This window comes from Mesorhizobium sp. WSM4846 (assembly GCF_055811415.1).
Window position 1 is genome coordinate 12616 of record NZ_JBVVPZ010000023.1, and the last position, 17186, is coordinate 29801.

The 17186-nt window shown below is 63.8% G+C and carries 17 protein-coding genes; 14 read left to right on the plus strand and 3 right to left on the minus strand.

What is annotated here, in order from left to right; genetic code table 11:
• The first annotated feature begins 62 nt into the window (after positions 1-62).
• The 14 genes from AC0L15_RS19455 (at position 63) to AC0L15_RS19520 (ending at position 14227) form a co-directional block, all read left to right on the plus strand.
• The gene (locus tag AC0L15_RS19455; protein WP_473496797.1) at positions 63-923 is read left to right on the plus strand and encodes a carbohydrate ABC transporter permease; all 861 of its coding nucleotides are present in this window, start codon (positions 63-65) and stop codon (positions 921-923) included.
• Positions 920-1897, plus strand: a complete 978-nt coding sequence (locus tag AC0L15_RS19460; protein WP_473496799.1) for a carbohydrate ABC transporter permease — start codon at positions 920-922, stop codon at positions 1895-1897. The genes AC0L15_RS19455 and AC0L15_RS19460 overlap by 4 nt, the downstream gene beginning before the upstream one ends.
• On the plus strand, positions 1894-2979 hold the full coding sequence (locus tag AC0L15_RS19465; RefSeq protein ID WP_473496801.1) for an ABC transporter ATP-binding protein: 1086 nt from the start codon (positions 1894-1896) through the stop codon (positions 2977-2979). The genes AC0L15_RS19460 and AC0L15_RS19465 overlap by 4 nt, the downstream gene beginning before the upstream one ends.
• Positions 2980-2983: 4 nt before the next feature.
• Positions 2984-4075 carry an ABC transporter ATP-binding protein gene (locus AC0L15_RS19470; protein ID WP_287249982.1) on the plus strand — a complete coding sequence of 364 codons (1092 nt, stop codon included), beginning with the start codon at positions 2984-2986 and terminating at the stop codon, positions 4073-4075.
• A gap of 35 nt (positions 4076-4110) precedes the next feature.
• Positions 4111-5223: a Gfo/Idh/MocA family protein gene (locus AC0L15_RS19475; protein WP_287249980.1), complete on the plus strand. Its 1113-nt coding sequence runs from the start codon at positions 4111-4113 to the stop codon at positions 5221-5223.
• Positions 5224-5249: 26 nt separating this feature from the next.
• Positions 5250-6164, plus strand: a complete 915-nt coding sequence (locus AC0L15_RS19480; protein ID WP_023798628.1) for a sugar phosphate isomerase/epimerase family protein — start codon at positions 5250-5252, stop codon at positions 6162-6164.
• A gap of 25 nt (positions 6165-6189) precedes the next feature.
• A complete protein-coding gene (locus tag AC0L15_RS19485; RefSeq protein WP_287249979.1) occupies positions 6190-7131 on the plus strand; it encodes a sugar ABC transporter substrate-binding protein in 942 nt (313 codons plus the stop codon).
• Between the two features lie 61 nt (positions 7132-7192).
• On the plus strand, positions 7193-8197 hold the full coding sequence (locus AC0L15_RS19490; protein ID WP_287249978.1) for an ABC transporter permease: 1005 nt from the start codon (positions 7193-7195) through the stop codon (positions 8195-8197).
• Entirely contained in the window at positions 8194-8976 is a 783-nt protein-coding gene (locus tag AC0L15_RS19495; protein ID WP_473496822.1) for an ATP-binding cassette domain-containing protein, read from the plus strand. Before AC0L15_RS19490 ends, AC0L15_RS19495 begins: the two co-directional genes overlap by 4 nt.
• A gap of 16 nt (positions 8977-8992) precedes the next feature.
• Positions 8993-10174, plus strand: coding sequence for an aldose 1-epimerase family protein (locus AC0L15_RS19500; protein WP_287249974.1), 1182 nt, complete (start codon positions 8993-8995; stop codon positions 10172-10174).
• A 91-nt stretch (positions 10175-10265) separates the two neighbouring features.
• The gene (locus AC0L15_RS19505; RefSeq protein ID WP_287249972.1) at positions 10266-11354 is read left to right on the plus strand and encodes a fatty acid desaturase family protein; all 1089 of its coding nucleotides are present in this window, start codon (positions 10266-10268) and stop codon (positions 11352-11354) included.
• A gap of 44 nt (positions 11355-11398) precedes the next feature.
• A complete protein-coding gene (locus AC0L15_RS19510) occupies positions 11399-11713 on the plus strand; it encodes a MocE family 2Fe-2S type ferredoxin (RefSeq protein WP_287249971.1) in 315 nt (104 codons plus the stop codon).
• Between the two features lie 37 nt (positions 11714-11750).
• On the plus strand, positions 11751-12551 hold the full coding sequence (locus tag AC0L15_RS19515) for a 3-methyl-2-oxobutanoate hydroxymethyltransferase (RefSeq protein WP_287249970.1): 801 nt from the start codon (positions 11751-11753) through the stop codon (positions 12549-12551).
• A gap of 239 nt (positions 12552-12790) precedes the next feature.
• Positions 12791-14227 carry a DHA2 family efflux MFS transporter permease subunit gene (locus AC0L15_RS19520; RefSeq protein ID WP_287249968.1) on the plus strand — a complete coding sequence of 479 codons (1437 nt, stop codon included), beginning with the start codon at positions 12791-12793 and terminating at the stop codon, positions 14225-14227.
• Positions 14228-14264: 37 nt separating this feature from the next.
• On the opposite strand, the gene AC0L15_RS19525 is transcribed toward AC0L15_RS19520, so the two are convergent.
• From AC0L15_RS19525 to AC0L15_RS19535, 3 genes are read right to left on the minus strand one after another with little or no spacing between them, the layout of a single operon-like run.
• Complete coding sequence (locus AC0L15_RS19525; RefSeq protein ID WP_287249991.1) at positions 14265-15152, minus strand: amidohydrolase family protein; 888 nt, start codon at positions 15150-15152, stop codon at positions 14265-14267.
• Positions 15152-16228 (minus strand): vWA domain-containing protein, encoded by a 1077-nt coding sequence (locus AC0L15_RS19530; RefSeq protein ID WP_287249990.1) that lies wholly within the window; start codon positions 16226-16228, stop codon positions 15152-15154. Before AC0L15_RS19530 ends, AC0L15_RS19525 begins: the two co-directional genes overlap by 1 nt.
• Positions 16229-16281: 53 nt before the next feature.
• Positions 16282-17178, minus strand: a complete 897-nt coding sequence (locus AC0L15_RS19535; protein ID WP_128170190.1) for an AAA family ATPase — start codon at positions 17176-17178, stop codon at positions 16282-16284.
• Positions 17179-17186 lie beyond the last annotated feature (8 nt).

Consider the following 17186-nt stretch of genomic DNA (forward strand, 5'->3'; position numbering starts at 1 on the left):
GAATGGAGGCGAGGAGTTTGCGCTTCGCCTCCGCAAGTGATGGTTACCAGCAAAGCGGCAAGATGAAGCGTTCCGTTCCCTTCGAAATATTCCGCTATGCAGCGATCCTTGCCGCCATCGCGGTGACGCTGGTGCCGATCCTGTGGATGGTGTCGATGGCCTTCAAGCCGATCGCCGAATGGTCGGCGACCGGCGCCGAGCTGAGCTGGTGGCCGAAGGATCCGACGCTCAGCAATTTCCGCTTCGTCTTCGGTGAATCGACCAACAACCTGATCGTCGCGCTCGACCGCACCGCCCTGAAGCCGATCCTGTCGTCGCTGCTGTCGGCCACCTTCGGAACGGCGATCGCCATGTCGGCGGGCACTGCGGCGGCCTACGGGCTGTCGCGCTTCGGCTCGGGCCAGAACCTGCCGCTGGCGCTGATCCAGCTCCGCCTGTTTCCGCCAATGGCGGTGATGACCCCGGTGATGATCATGTGGGCCTTCCTCAACTTCACCGACAGCTGGTGGGGGCTGTCGCTGATCTACGGCATCGTCACGCTGCCCTTTGCGTTCTGGCTGATGAAGACCTTCTTCGACGACATGCCGCGCGAGATCGAGGAAGCGGCACTGGTCGAGGGCTGCTCACGGCTGCGCGTCTTCACCCGCATCACGCTGCCGATGATGCGCGCGCCACTGGCCAGTGCAGCGCTGTTCGTCTTCATCCTCAACTGGTCGGACTATCTGATCGCGCTGCTTCTGACGACGCGCGAATGGGTGACGGTCCCCGTCTACATGGCCTCGCTGTCCTCCTCGATGACCGGGCAGCTCTATGGCGCCAAGGCAGCTCTCGGCCTGATCGCGGCGGTGCCGCCTGTCATCATGGGTATCGCCATCCAGCGCCATCTGGTGCGTGGGCTGACCTTCGGGGCGCTCAAGCAATGAGCGCTGCGACTGCCGCAATTTCGGATCAGGCTCCCATCCCGGAAGACAACAGCGATCCGGCCCAGGCAAGACCGGCTTTGCGTGATGAAGGGGCTAAGCTCGGTTTCCGGCTGACCTTGCCGGCGCAGATACTGGTGCTGTTCATCGCGGTCTTCCCGCTCTTGATGCAGCTCTATATCAGCCTGACCGACTGGTCGCCGCTGTCGGGCCTCGGCTGGTGGAGCGCCTGGTCGCTGTGGAACAATTTTGCCAACTACACCGACCTTGCCGCCGACGCTCGCTTCTGGAGCGCGCTCAAGCGCACCGCCATCGTCATGATCGTCTGCGTGCCGGCGGAATTCCTGCTCGGTCTGGCGCTCGCAACACTGTTTGCCGACGAGTTTCCGGGCAAGCGGATATTTTATTCGATCCTGCTGATGCCGATGATGGTGGTGCCGGCGGTGGCCGGCTACATGTTCTTCATGCTGTTCCAGTCGGGCGGACCGGTCAACGACATCCTGTCGGCGCTATCAGGCTTGCCCGTCACCATCGCCTGGCTGTCGGACCCGACGCTGGCGCTCATCGCCGTCATGGTCGCCGATATCTGGCAGTGGACGCCGCTGATGTTCCTCATCCTGCTTGCCGGCCTGGTCGGCGTGCCCGAAGACCAGATCAAGGCGGCGACGCTGCTCGGCGCCAATCCCTGGCAGCGCTTCGTCACCATCGTGCTGCCGAAGATGAAGACGATCATCATCATCGCGCTGGCGATCCGGTTGATCGAGAACTTCAAGATCTTCGACACGCTCTACATCATGACCGGCGGCGGCCCCGGCGTCGCCACCGAGACCATGTCCGTCTACATCTACAAGCTCACCACCCAGGACCTGATCTGGGGCTATGTCGCGGCGATCGCGCTGGCCATATTGATCGTGCTGTCCATCGCCGCGGTGTTTGCCATGAAGCGCATGGCCCGGGCACGCGAGTTGACGGCATGAGCGCCATCCATCTGCAGAACCTGGTCAAGAAGTTCGGCGACTTCACTGCGCTGAAGACGATGGATCTTGCCATCGCCGACGGCGAGTTCATGGCGCTGCTCGGGCCGTCGGGCTGCGGCAAGTCGACGACGATGAACATGATCGCCGGCATGGAGGAGCCGAGCAGCGGCAAGATCCTGTTCGGTGAGCGCGATATGGCCGGCGTGTCGATGGGACGCCGCGGCGTCGGCTTCGTCTTCCAGAACTACGCGATCTTCACCCATATGAGCGTGCGGCAGAACCTCGCCTACGGCCCGAAAATGCGCGGCGCGCCAAAAGCCGAGATCGACCGCCGCGTCGGCGCGATTGCCGAGATGCTGCAGCTGACGCCGCTGCTCAACCGCAAAGCCGACCGGCTGTCGGTCAACATATTGCAGCGGGTGGCGATCGGCCGCTCGGCGATCATGGAGCCGTCGATCTTCCTGCTCGACGAGCCGCTGTCCAATGTCGACGCCGCCTTCCGGGCGGTGATGCGGACCGAGCTGAAGCAGCTGCAGCGGCAGTTCCGGCAGACCATGGTCTATGTCACCCACGATCAGCTCGAAGCGATGACCATGGCCGACCGCATCGCGGTGATGGACCACGGCGTGCTGCAGCAGGTCGGCACGCCGCTCGAGGTCTACAACAATCCGGTCAACGTTTTCGTCGCCGGCTTCATCGGCGCGCCAGGCATGAACCTGCTGAGGGGCAGGCCGGCGGAAAGCGATCGGGGCCTGGTCATCGACCTCGGCCCGCTCGGTGTCACGCCGCCGCTGCCGGACAATCTCGCCGCGGCGGTGAGGGCCGCGCGCGGAGATGTGCTATACGGCTTTCGGCCTGAGCAGGTGATTCTCTCAGACCGCGGCCTGTCGATGCCGGTAACGTTCGTCGAGCGCATCGGCGCGCGCACCATCGTCCATTTCGGCCAGGGCGAGAGCACGGTGAAGGCGGTGTTCGACAATGACGTCGGGCTGGCGATCGGGCAGACAGCGGTTGTCGCGCCGGCCCAGGCGTCCGTGCGTGTGTTCGACGCCGCCACCGGCCTTGCCATGAAGGCGGGCTGAGACCATGGCCGATATCGTCTTCCGCAATGTGACGAAACGCTATGGCGACACGCTCGCCGTCGACGACGCCTCGTTCACTGTCAACGACAATGAGTTCTTCTGCTTCTTCGGCCCGCCGCTATCGGGCAAGTCGACGGTGCTGCGTCTGGTGCTCGGGCTGGAGACGCCGGACGCCGGCGAAATCCTGATCGGCGGCAGGCCGGTCAACACGGTGTCGCCGGCCGAACGCAATGTCGCCATGGTGTTCCAGAACCTGGCGCTGTTTCCGCATATGAGCGCGCGCGACAATGTCCGCTTTCCCCTGGTCGAACGCCGGGTCGCCGAGGCCGAAATCGAAAAGCGTGTCGCAGACGTCGCGGCCAAGCTGCATATCGGCCACATCCTGCATAAGCCGCCGGCGCAGCTTTCGGGCGGCGAGCGGCAGCGCGTGGCGATCGCTCGGGCGCTGGTGCGCGACCCCAATGCCTATCTGATGGACGATCCGATCTCGGCGCTCGACGCCAGGCTTCGCGAGGAGACTCGCGTCGAGCTGAAGCGCATCCAGCGCGAGCTCGGCAAGACGCTAATTTATGTCACGCACGACCAGGAAGAGGCGATGTCTGTCGCCGACCGCATCGCCATTCTGGAAAACGGCAGGATCAGGCAGACCGGCGCGCCGGCCGAGATCTATGATCGGCCGGCCAGCACCTATGTCGCGCGGCTGCTCGGTTCGCCGATGATGAACATCTTGAAGTCGGTGCGCGGCGCGGAAGGCATGGAGGCGGCCGAAGGCACGATCCGCATCGCGGACCAGGCCGCGCCGGCCGATGCCGTCGAGATTGGGCTCAGGCCGGAAGACATCAAGGTCCGGCCCTGGCAGGATGGGGAAATATCGGATGATGGAATGTCGGTTGGGCGCGCGGGCCGCCCGGCGCGAGTGTTCGAGGTCGAGCCGCTCGGCGGCTACACCGTGGTGACACTCGCCGCCGGGCAGGCGCGTCTGCGGGCACTGCTGCGCGGCCAGCCCGATATCAGGCCGGACGCGATGGTGGCGATATCCTGCGAGCCGGGCAGGGTGCATTATTTTGGGCAAAGCGGGGCAGCGCTGGCGCGATGACAGCGGTTCTAAGAAACGAGCTTCGGGAGGATCAGATGGCTGGCGAAGGAATAGCGGGCAAGGACTTCGAGCCGGACGTTAAAGTCCGCACCAGGGAATACAGGATCGGCTGCGTCGGCGCCGGCATGATCATGACCGAATGTCACCTTGCGGCCTACCAGGAAGCTGGTTTTCCCGTGGTGTCAATCGCCTCCAGGACCAAGGCCAGCGCCGAGAAGGTCGCCAGGCGCTGGGAGATACCGACCGTCCACGACACGCCGGAACAATTGATCGAGGACAAAAATGTCGAGATCATCGACCTTGCGTTTCCGCCGGACCAGCAGCCGGCACTGATCCGCCATGCGCTGAAGCAGCAGCATATCAAGGCGATCCTGGCGCAAAAGCCGCTGGCGCTGTCGCTCAATGAAGCGGTCAAACTGCGTGACGAGGCGGCCAGGGCCGGCAAGATCCTCTCGGTCAACCAGAACATGCGCTACGACCAGTCGATGCGGGTGCTGAAGCAGATCATCGACAGCGGCGCGCTCGGCGATATCGTCTTCGCGCAGATCGACATGCATGCGATCCCGCACTGGCAGACATTTCTCGAGGACTATGACCGGCTGACGCTCGCCAACATGAGCGTCCATCATCTCGACGTGCTGCGTTTCCTGTTCGGCGATCCCGACGAGATCACCACGCTGACCCGCAAGGATCCGCGCACGCGTTTCGACCATTCCGACGGCATCACCGTCTCGACGATGCGATTTCCGTCCGGCGTGCTCGCCGTATCGCTGGAGGATGTCTGGTCCGGCCCGCGCCAGGACGGCTACAGGGACGACCAGCACATCAACTGGCGCGTCGACGGCACCAAGGGCGTCGCCAAGGGCACGATCGGCTGGCCGACGGGTTCGCCCTCAACGCTGACCTATGCCTCGACCGAGACCACCGGCGGCGAATGGGTGACACCCAGCTGGGAGACGATGTGGTTCCCGCATGCCTTCATCGGCGTGATGGAGCAACTCCAGCATGCGGTCAAGACGGGTGAGCCGCCGGCACTTTCCGTCGCCGACAACACCAAGACCATGGCGCTGATCGAAGCCGGCTATCGCTCGATCGACGAGCGCCGCACGGTCAAGCTGTCCGAAATCTCGATAAACCCAATCAACTGAATCGCTTACAGGGAGGATTTCATATCATGATGCAGGCAGGTATCTTCACGGGCTATTTCCCGTACGGCCTCAAGGAAACCGCGCAGAAGATCCGCGCGCTCGATTTCAACACGGTGCAGCTCGACCTGCATTTCAGGGATATCGACCTGTCGGTCGGGCAGATCACCAAGGAAAAGGCCAGGACAGTTCGCGACACGTTTCGCGACCATAACCTGCCGGTGTGCTGCGTGTCGGGCTACACCAACATCATTCATCCGGACATGGGCGAGCGCGAGAGGCGCGTCGGCTATCTCAAGGAGATCATCCGCAATGCGCGCGAATTCGGCACGCCTTACGTGATCTCGGAAACCGGCACCTACAACACCGAATCCGACTGGGTGCACCATCCCAAGAACAAGACCGAGGAAGGTTTTGAGGAATGCCGCAAGGTCATCGCCGACCTTGCCCAGACCGCCTACGACCACGGCGCGGTGTTCCTGCTCGAAACCTATGTCAACAATGTCGTCGGCTCGGTCGAGGAGACGGTGAAGATGTTCGCGCAGGTCGACCATCCCGGCCTCGGCCTGTTGATGGATCCGACCAACTATTTCGAGACCCATAACATCGACAGGATGGACCAAATCCTGAACCAGGTATTCGACACCCTGACCGACAAGATCAAAATAGCCCACGCCAAGGACGTCAAGCGCTCGGGCGGCGACAAGTCGGAGAAGCACGCCGATATCGGCGACGAGGACGCGCTGGAAAGCCACACTTTTCGCGGTGTCGGCGAGATCGAGCTGCCGGCGCCCGGCCTCGGTTCGCTGAACTACGACCTCTATCTCAAGCGTTTGGCCGAAAAGCACCCGAACATCCCGGTCATCATCGAGCACCTTTCGGAGGACGACGTGCCGCGCGCCAAGAAATTCCTCGACGAGAAATTCCGCGCCAACGGACTGTGACGGCCACAAAAAAGGGAGGAAGAGAATGTTGAGATTCGTATCGAAAATCGCGGCTGCGGCGACCGTGTTCGCCGGTGTTGCACTGGCTGCACCGGCGCTGGCGCAGGATGCTCAGAAGACGTTCTACCTGCTGTCGCATGGCGGCCCGTCGGACGCCTTCTGGATCGACTGGAATGCAGGCGCGACCAAGGCCTGCGACCAGCTCAAGGTGACCTGCAAGATCTCGTTCAGCGGCGGCGACATGGCGGCGCAGAAGGAGGCCTTCAACTCCGCACTTGCCGCCAAGCCGGACGGCATCGCCACCACCTCGGCGCAGCCCGGCCTATGGACCGAGGAGGTCAAGGCAGCCAAGGCGGCTGGCGTCCCGATCGTGTTCTTCAACACCGACGATCCAGCGACCGGCCGGCAGGCCTATGTCGGCGCCGACCTCAGGCAAGCCGGCGTCATCTGGGCGAAATATCTGGTCGACCACAAGATGGTGAAGCAAGGCGACAAGGTGTTCCTGCCGGTGGAAGTGCCGGGCGCCAGCTATCAGCAGCTCGAGACCGAAGGCATCGCCAGCGTCTTCGATCCGCTCGGCATCAAATACGACGTGGTCGATTGCGGCACCGATCCGGCCGGCATCATCGCCAAGATGACCGACTACATGGTCGCCAACAATCCGCCGGCGATCATCGCGCTCGGCGATTCCGTGGCGGCCAGCATCAAGCGGGTGTTCGACGGCGCCGGCGTGCCAGCCGGCACGATCCCGGTCGTCGGCTGGGGCAATTCCAGGGAAACCGCCGAATCCGTCAAGGCCGGCTTCGTCAACGCGGCCGCCTGGCAGTTCCCGTCGGCACAGGGCTTCATGCCGGTGGCGGTGCTCGGGCTTGCCGCCGCGGGCGAACCGATCGGCTACGACATCCACACTTTCAGCCTCTACGACGCATCGAGCGTCGAACCGATCCTGAAACTCTACGACAAGTGATTGAAACTGACGCCCGCTGCGCAGGCGGCGGGCGCCGCCCCGAGCTATGATCTAGGCAGTCATGACTATCGCCGCAGAACAGGAAATGCCGCGCTCCAAACGCAAGTCGAGCCTGATCCGCTCGCCGCAATTCTCCTCGCTCGTCATCCTGATTGCCCTGCTGGCGGTGTTCGCGATCGCCGATGCGAACTTCCTGTCGCCGCTCAACATCTCCAACATGATGGCGTTCCTGCCCGAACTCGGCATCATCGCGCTCGGCATGACGCTGCTTCTGACGGCGGGCGAGTTCGACCTTTCGGTCGGCGCCGTGTTCGGCCTTGCGCCGGTCGTCGTCATGCTTTTGGTGCAGAACGGCGGGTTCGATATCGGCATCGCGCTGCTTGCCGGGCTATTGCTGTGCGTGGCGATCGGCGCCATCAACGGGCTGATCGTCACCAAGATCGGTATCTCCTCGTTCCTGGTGACGCTGTCGATGCTGCTCGTCGTGCGAGGTGCTGCGCTCTACATCACGCAAGGCTTTCCGCTGAAATCCTGGGGCCAGCCTGGCTTTTTCGTGACACTGCTGGCCGGCAGCTTCAATATCGGAACGTTCCGTTTCTATACCTCGCTGTGGTGGTTCATCGGCCTGTCGCTGCTGGCGATCTACGTGCTGCGCTACGCCAAGCTCGGCAACTGGATCAGCGCCATCGGTTCGAACCGCAACGCTGCGGTGGCGCGCGGCGTGCCGGCCGATGCGGTCAAGGTCTGGCTGTTCATCCTGACCTCAGTGCTGGCGGGTCTGGCCGGCATGATCAGTGCGTTCCGCATCTCGGCCGCCTCGCCGGTAGCCGGTACCGGATACGAGCTCGAAGTGATCGCCATGGTGGTGGTCGGCGGCACGGCGCTGACCGGCGGGCGCGGCACCATCCTGGGCACCATCGTCGGCGCGCTGATGCTGCGCAGCATCCGCAACGGCATCGTGCTGATCGGCGTGCCCGGCCTCGCCTACAATATCTTCGTCGGCGTCATCATCCTTGCCATGCTCATCCTGCACGCTTTGCTGCAGAAGAACGCCGCCAGGAGCTGACCATGGAAGTGCTTCGGCTGCAGAACCTGCAAAAGTCCTTCGGCAGCGTCCGCGCGCTGAAGAGCGCCTCCTTCACCCTCAACGAGGGCGAAGTGGTGGCCTTGCTCGGCGACAATGGCGCCGGCAAATCCACGTTGATCAAGGCGATCTCCGGCGTCTTTCCCGTCGACCGCGGCGACATCTATGTGCGCGGCCAAAAAGTCTCGATCCGCTCGACGCGCGACGCCATGGATCTCGGCATCGAGACGATCCACCAGGATACCTCGCTGGCGCCGGACCTGAGCATCGCGCGCAATCTCTTTCTCGGCCGCGAGCCGGTCAATATGAAATGGCTGGGCGTGTTCGCGCCACTCGATCTCGCCAAACTGCGCGATGCCGCCGCAGCACTTTTGAAGCGCGTCGGCATCTCGAAAAAACTCGACGCCGATGCGCTGGTCAGCACGCTGTCGGGCGGTGAGCGCCAGTCGATCGCCATTTCGCGGGCCATGCAGTTCGCCGCCAAGGTCATCATCCTTGACGAGCCGACCAACAATCTCGGCGTCGAGGAAACGCACGGTGTGCTGCGTTTCGTCAAGGAGATGCGCGCCGCCGGCCATTCGGTGCTTTTGATCACCCACAATATCCATCATGTCTTCCAGGTCGCCGACCGCATCATCGTCATGCGCCGTGGCGAGATCGTCGCCGAGCAGACGGTCGCCGATACCGATCTGCTGACGGTGGAGAGCATCATCACCGGCGCCGACATGTCGGCCCTGCTCAAGGAGACGAGAGCGAAGTGAAGGAACTAGCCGTCACATGGTAGAGCTTTACGGCAAGACGCTTTCGCGCCGGCAGGTCTCGGAACGGTCCGGCATGCTGTCGCAGTTCGCCGGCGTGCGGCTGATGACGCTTGGCGACGGGGTGGAGCGCGGCATCCGCATGCTCGAATTCCGCACCGGCTCCGGCCTGCGCTTCACCGCGCTGGTCGACCGGGCGCTCGACATCGCCGATTGCGATTTTAGGGGCCAGGCGATCGGCTGGCATTCGCCGAGCGGCTTTCGCCATCCCGGTCTGCACGAATATGAAGGCGAGGAGGGGCTGGCTTGGGCGCGGTCGTTTTCCGGCCTGCTGCTGACCTGCGGCCTCGACCATATATTGTTCATGAACGAGGTACCCGCCGACAGCTACAATTATCCGCCGAGGAAGACGGTGCGCCATTCGCTGCATGGCCGCGTCAGCACCATCCCGGCGCGATTGACCGGCTATGGCGAGACATGGGACGGCGACCGCTGCGTGCTGTGGGCCGAAGGCATCGTCCAGCAGTCGACGGTGTTCGGCGAGGATCTGCATCTGCTGCGGCGAATCGAGGCCGATGTCGGCGGCAACGAGATCCGGCTTTCGGACCGCGTCGTCAATCACGGTTTTAGCCGCACGCCGCATATGTACTTTTATCACATCAATGTCAGCCATCCGGTGCTCGACGAGGGCTCGCGCTACCTGGCGCCGATCCGCGACGTCGTCTGGGCGGGCCATGCCGGCGAGCGCTATGAGGCGCAGAAGGTCGGCTACCGCACGGCACCGGCACCCCAACTGGGCTTCATTGAACAGGTCTGGCAGCACGAACTCGGCGCCGACGCCAACGGCGACGTGCCGGTGGCGGTGGTCAACGACCGTCTCGGCCTCGGTCTCGAAGTCGTCACCCGCAAGCAGCAGTTACCTTGCTCCTATGAGTGGCAGAATTTCCAGGCCGGGCATTATGCGCTCGGCATCGAGCCGTCGACGCATCATGTGCTGGGCAATCTGGCAGCGCGCGAACGCGGCGAGATGATCTGGCTGCAGCACGGCGAAAGCCGTTCGTACGAAGCGGTGTTTCGGGTTCTCGACGGCGCCGGCGAGATCGCCGCCGCCGAGAGCCGGATCGCAGCGATTGCCAGGCAGCCGCGGGAGGAATATCCGCGGCCATCGGGTCATTTTCCTGTTCTCGGAGGCAGGTCGTGACAATGGCGAAGGCGATGCGAAACACCAATTGGAAGGCTGGCCCTAGCCGGAGTGGAGAGGGCTCGCGGCCGTTCGGAAATTGGAGGTCACAATGGCTGGCAAGGTGAAGCGCGATTACAACCTGGTCGGCGAAAGCACGCGGATTGCGATCGAGACCGGGCTGGCCTCGGCGGAGTGGTACCATACCGATGTGCCGCGCAAGACGATGAAGGAGCTGATGCAACGCTCCGACGGTCCGGCAATCCGCGACACGGCCATCTGGCTGGGCGCCATCCTGGTCTCCGCCGCCGGCGGCGTTTACTTCTGGGGCACCTGGTGGTGCGTGCCGTTCTTCTTCGTCTATGGCGTGCTCTATGCCTCGGCCAGTGATTCGCGCTGGCACGAATGCGGCCACGGCACGGCTTTCCGCACGCGCTGGATGAATGATGTCGTCTACCAGATTGCCAGCTTCATGCTGATGCGCAACCCGGTGACCTGGCGCTGGAGCCATGCCCGCCACCACACCGACACCATCATCGTCGGGCGCGACGCCGAGATCGCCGTGATGCGCCCGCCGGACCTGCTGCGCACCGCACTCGCTTTCACCGGTATCCTTGATTTTCGCTATTCGCTTCCGGCGCTGGTACGCCAGGCGTTCGGCAAGCTGACGCCCGACGAGAAAAGCTTCGTTCCCGAGATGGAACAGCACAAGGCCGTCATCGCCGCGCGCTGGCATGTCGCCATCTACATCGCCACGATTGCGCTCGCCCTCACTATGCGATCATGGGTGCCGCTGGTGCTCATCGGCGTGCCGCGCCTCTACGGCACCTGGCACATGGTGCTGACCGGCCTGCTGCAGCACATCGGTCTCGCCGACAATGTGGTCGATCATCGGCTCAACAGCCGGACCGTCTACATGAATCCGATCAGCCGGTTCATCTACTGGAACATGAACTACCACGTCGAGCATCATATGTTCCCGATGGTGCCCTATCATGCGCTGCCCAGGCTGCATGAATTGATCAAGCACGATTTGCCTGAGCCGAACCCGTCGATGTGGCATGCCTATCGCGAGGTCTGGCCGGTCCTGCTCAGGCAGCTCAAATACGAGGATTATTTCCTCAAGCGCGAACTGCCGCCGACGGCACGGCCCTATCGTGGCGAGTTCCACGAAGTGAACATGTCGGCAGCAGCTGAATAGGCACCGTGCGCCGCCGCAATGCAGGAATTTCGGGAGAAACAGAGATGGCCGATTGGGTCGAAGCGTGCGCCGTGGACGACGTCGACGAAGAGGATGTCATCCGCTTCGACCATGGCGGCCGCACCTTCGCAATCTACCGTTCCCCTGATGACGAATTCTTCGCCACCGACGGGTTTTGCACGCATGAGAAGGCCCACCTGGCCGATGGGCTTGTCATGGACGACATCATCGAATGCCCCAAGCACAATGGCCGCTTCAATTACAAGACCGGCCAGGCCAAAGGGGCTCCCGTCTGCGTCAATCTGCAGACCTATCCGGTCAAGGTCGAAGCTGGCAAGGTGATGATCCAGATCGCCTGACCGGCCTTCCGTTCACGTAACAAAGGGGACCAAATCGATGAGCCGTAAAAGACCCACGATTGCCGATCTGCGTGCCATGAAGGGCAAGCGGCAACTGACCATGCTGCGCGTGCTGACGATGGACGAGGCCGAGGCCGCCGAAAGAGCCGGGGTGGACATCGTCTCGGTGCCGCCGGAGCTGGTGCTCAACCCGCAATACCGCGATGCCGCACCCAGCCTGTTCACCATGCCGGGCGACAATTTCTATGAGATCGGCACAGCCGACGATTTCGTCCGTTGGGCGTTCCGGCTCTACAAGGCGAGCGCCGACGCGGTCTATTGCAGCGCCGGCTTTGCCACTGTCAAACGGCTGGCTGATGACAATATCCCGGTGATCGGCCATGTCGGCCTGATCCCGTCGCGCGCCACCTGGACCGGCGGCTTCAAGGCGGTCGGCAAGACCGCCGACAGCGCCATGCAGATTTTCGACGCAGTCAAGCAATACGAAGCGGCCGGCGCGATCGGCGCCGAGATCGAAGTCGTGCCGGTCGAGGTGGCCAAGGCGATTTCGGAACGCACTTCGCTGATCATGCTGTCGATGGGGGCCGGCACCGGCTGCGACGCGCAATATCTGTTCGCCGACGATATCCTTGGCCAGAACCGTGGCCACATGCCGCGCCATTCCAAGGTCTATCGCAATTTCGCCGCCGAATATGACCGCCTGCAGGCGGAACGCATCGCTGCTTTTTCCGAATATGTCGCCGACGTCAACAGCCTGGCCTATCCCGAAGACAAGCATGTGGTGCATATGGACCCGGATCAGCTCGGTCAGTTCATGGAGAAGATCGACGCCGGATGAGACGCTCCGGCCAGGACCTGCTGTGACCTTCTCCCACAACAAGGGGAGAAGGAAAGGGCGCTGCTCGCTACACCGGCCGATATACCTTCTCTGCCGTGACTGGTCGCGTACGACACAAAAGTTTGTTGGGCCAAGTCTGGACGTCGCCGCCCAAATGCTGTTCAAACCGGTGCGTCAACGATTTGCCGGACAATCGCCTGGTCCCAGTGGCGCGGGAAACCTTTCGTACAGTTCTGCGCATGACCGCCATTCCCGAAAACAAAGCCTTGCCCGAAACCGCGACGGCGGCGCGGCAGGCGCGGCGCGTGGCGCTGATCGTCGCCGTCGCCTTCTTCATGCAGCTTCTGGATTCGACGATCATCTCGACATCGCTGCCGCAGATGGGAGAATCCTTCGGCGTGCCGGCAGTGGCGATGAGCATCGGCATCACCGTCTACATGCTGACCATGGCGGTGTTCGTGCCGCTGTCCGGCTGGCTCGCCGACCGCTTCGGCGCGCGCAACATCTTCCTCGTGGCGATCGCCCTGTTCACGCTGGCCTCGATCGCCTGCGGCATCTCGCAGAACCTGACCCAGTTCGTCGCCGCGCGTGCCGTGCAGGGCCTGGGCAGTGCGCTGATGACACCGGTCGGCCGCATCCTGGTGCTGCGCAACGCCTCGAAGTCCGAGCTTCTCAACGCCACCGCGCTGATCACATGGCCGGCGCTATTTGCGCCGGTGATCGGGCCGGTGCTTGGCGGCTTCATCACCACCTATCTGTCCTGGCACTGGAATTTCTTCATCAACATTCCGCTCGGCGCGGCCGGCCTGGCGCTAGTCGCCCGCTTCATTCCCGGCGACCGCGCTTCCGAAACCAGGCCGCTCGACTGGCCGGGCTTCCTTGTGACCTCGGTCGGGCTTGCCTCAATGCTCTACGGCCTCGAGCGCATCGCCCATCCGCAAGACGGCGCATTGCCGACCGTGGCGCTGCTTGGCGCGGGCGTCCTGATCGGCTGGCTGGCCGTGCGGCACCTGGCGCGCGCCAAAAATCCGCTGCTCGACCTTGCTGCATTCAAAGTGCAGACTTTCGCCATATCGACACTGTCGGCCGGCACCATTTTCCGGGTCTCCATCAACGCCACGCCGTTCCTGCTGCCGCTGCTGTTCCAGGTCGGATTCGGCCTGAGACCCGTCGATGCCGGCATGCTGATCCTGGCTTATTTCCTCGGCAATCTCGGCATGAAGACGGTGACGACGCCGACGCTGAAGCGCTTCGGTTTCCGTTCGGTGCTGGTCGTCAACGGCGTGATCGCATCGCTATCGATCATGGCCTGCGCCGCGATATCGCCGCAGACACCGCAAGCGCTGGTGGTGGCGCTGATGCTGATTGCCGGACTGACGCGTTCGATGCAGTTCACCGCGCTCAACACGCTGGCCTTCGCCGATATCGCTTCGGAGCAGCGCAGCTCGGCGGCGACGCTGTCCAGCATGCTGCAGCAGGTGGCGATGCTGTTCGGCGTGGCGGTCGCCGCGGCGCTGCTCAACCTGTCGCAGATCGCCAGGGCCGGGGCGGCGCCCGACCTCGTCGACTTCCGCCTCGCCTTCCTGGCGATGGGCGCCATCGGGCTCGTGGCCTCGTTCCGCTTCCTGGCGCTGCCGCGGTCCGCCGGCGCCAAGGTTTCGGGCCATCGGGCGTGACCTTCTCCCACAAGGGTGTTTGGAAGGGGGCAGCGCGTCACACCGGCCGATATACCTTCTCCGCTGTGTTCCAAAAAATGTCCGCCTCTGCCGCCGCACCATGCTTGGCTACTGCCTGCCGGTGCGCCTTGATCAGTTCGGCGTGGCTGGTCCACAGCTTTTCGATCGGGAAGTTGGAGCCGAACATCAGACGGTCGCTGCCGAGGATGTCGATTGCGTTGTCGACGATGTAGGCGATCAGCGCCGGGTCGTTGCGGTGGACGAAGGTGCCGAGACCGGACAGCTTGGCGTAGAGGTTTGGCGCCGCTGAAAGCGTGCGCAGGCCGGCCTTCCAGGCTTGCGTGGTTTCCTCCGACATGTCGGTCAGCATGCCGGCATGGGTGAGGATGAAATTGGTTTCAGGATTTTCGCCGACAAGCGTCAGCCCGTCCTTCATCTGGGCCGGGAAAAGCTGCAGGTCGAAGGACAGACCATAATCCTTCAGCCGCGCCACATTGGCCCGCACCTTCGGGTCGACGACCTGATCGGCGGACGCGGCAAAACGGGAGGCCGGCGTTTCGTGCCAGTGGAGTTGCATGCGCACGCCGCGCAGCAGGGGGTATTTGATCAGTCGGTCGACCTGATGGCGCACGTCGTCCACCGTCATGTCGGCATAGCCGACGATGGCGTGCGGCCAGCCGGTTTCGTTAGCCGTCGTCTGCAGGAAGGCGACTTCTTTCTCGAAATCCTCCTTGGCCCAGTTGGTCTGGACATAGACCGCCTTCTCGACATCAGAGCCTTGCTGGTCGGCGAGGAATTCCTCGATCTGGTAGTCCCGTCGGATCGGCTCGTAGGGACCGAAGATGCGCGGCACCATCGGCCCGCGCAGCCAGGGCTGATCCTCCTGGCGCCAGATGTGGAAATGCGCGTCGATCGCCTTTTTCATCATGAAACCCTTTTCCAGATTGCTGCGGCCGCCGGAGCGGGGCGGGCGAGCGACAGGATGAAATCGCTGAGAGCGGCGATCGATGAGCCGTCGACCAGATCGTCCAGCACCGGCAGGATGGCGCGAAGTGCTGCCGTCGCCGGCTGAAAACGCGGATCGCCGGCCAGCGGCGTCGCCAGCGACAGCCGGAAGGCGCGGGCGCTCAGCCGGCGCATCGCCATTTCAAGCTCGGCATGGTCGCCGCGCTCCAGGGCATCCGACAGGATGACCACCGCCGCGCCGCGTGCAAGTGAGGAAAAGCGCGGCACCGACAGGAAGGCGAGCAGCGTCGGTCCCATGCGGGTGCCGCCATCCCAGTCGTCGACCAGTGCTGCCACGCGGGCGAGCGCTTGGTCGCGGTCGCGAATACGCAGCGCCGTGGTGATGCGGGTCAGCCGCGTGCCGAAGGTGAAAATTTCAGCCCGGTCCGCGCCTTGCACCGCCGCATGCGCCAGCTTGAGATAGTCCGATGTGTAGAGCTTCATCGAGCCGGACACGTCGATCAGCAGCAAAAGCTTGCGCGACACGGTCTGCCGGCGGCGCAGCAGCGGGGACGGAATATCGCCGTCGGCACTGACGATTTCGCGCAGCGAGCGGCGCAGATCGAGCTTGCCGCGTGCGTGCGTGCGCACGGTTCGGAAGGAGCGGCGGGCGGGCAGGGCACTAGCGAGCTTGCGGCGGAAAGCGGCAAGCCCGTCGCCGACGCGCTGGAAGTCGCGGGCGCTCAACTGTTCGGCGCCGGACGACAGCGCGCCGCCTTCCGCCTGACGCGCCACCTCGTTGTCCTCGTCGCTGGCGCCGCCGTCGTCCTTGATGCGGGTTTCCTCGTCGGCCTCGCCTTCGATGACGGCCGCGGTGTTGCCGTAGAAATAGCTCCGGAAATGCGCCTCGAATTCGTCGCGGCGGTCGGGCGGCGGCGCCAGCGTGGCAAGCGCCGCCTCGTGGATATCGGCCATGGAGCGGGGCCCGAGCAGCGTCACCGCCTGCATGAAGCCTGACACCTGCTCGGGCGCCACCGGAAAGCCGTAGCGGCGCAGCAGCCGGCCAAAGCCGAGCAAGGGTGCAGCCGCCCGGGGTAGGGCCGCGGGGCTCACGCCAATGCCTCCTCGACGATCCGGCCAAGCTCGGGGGCGATGTAGGACAGGTCCTCCTCGTCCTTGATCAGCACGCCGATGGCGCGGCGAAAAGCTTCCGGCCACGGGCTGCCGCCCTTTTCGAGGATCGTCGCGGCGTTGGCCCATTCGACCGCTTCGGCGATGCCCGGCGGCTTGGCCAGCGGGCGGGCGCGGATGTCGCGCACGGCAGATGCCACGGCGCGTGCGGTCGCCCCGGCGACGTCACCGGCGCGCAGCATGATGATGGCGGCCTCGCGCTCGGCGTCGGGATAAGTGATCCAGTGGTAGACGCAGCGCCGCCGCAGCGCTTCCGCCAGTTCGCGGGTGCGGTTCGAGGTCAGGATGACGATCGGCTGCGATTTGGCGCGAATGGTGCCGCGCTCGGGAATGCTGATCTGGAAATCGGAAAGGAATTCCAGGAGCAGCGCTTCGAACTCATGATCGGAACGGTCGATCTCGTCGACCAGCAGCACGCGCTTTTCCGGCGCCTTCAGCACCTGCAGCAGCGGCCGTGCGATCAAAAAGCGGTCGTCATAGATGTCGACCTCACGCTCGCCGGCGTGGCGGATGGCGAGCAACTGGCGCTGGTAGTTCCATTCGTAAAGCGCGTGTGCTGCGTCGATGCCCTCATAACATTGCAGCCGCACCAGGTCGCGCCCGAGCAGTTCGGCTATCGCCTTGGCCGCCTCGGTCTTGCCGACGCCCGGCGCGCCTTCGAGCAGCAGCGGCTTGCCCAGCCGGATCGCCAGGAAAATGGCGGTGGCCAGGCTTTCATCGGCCAGATAGCGCGAGGCGGCGAGGCGCGATGCCACCGCCTCCGGCGAGATCACGACAGTGTCGGCGCTTCCAGTCCGGGCGCTTCTTTTGGGCATTTCCAGCA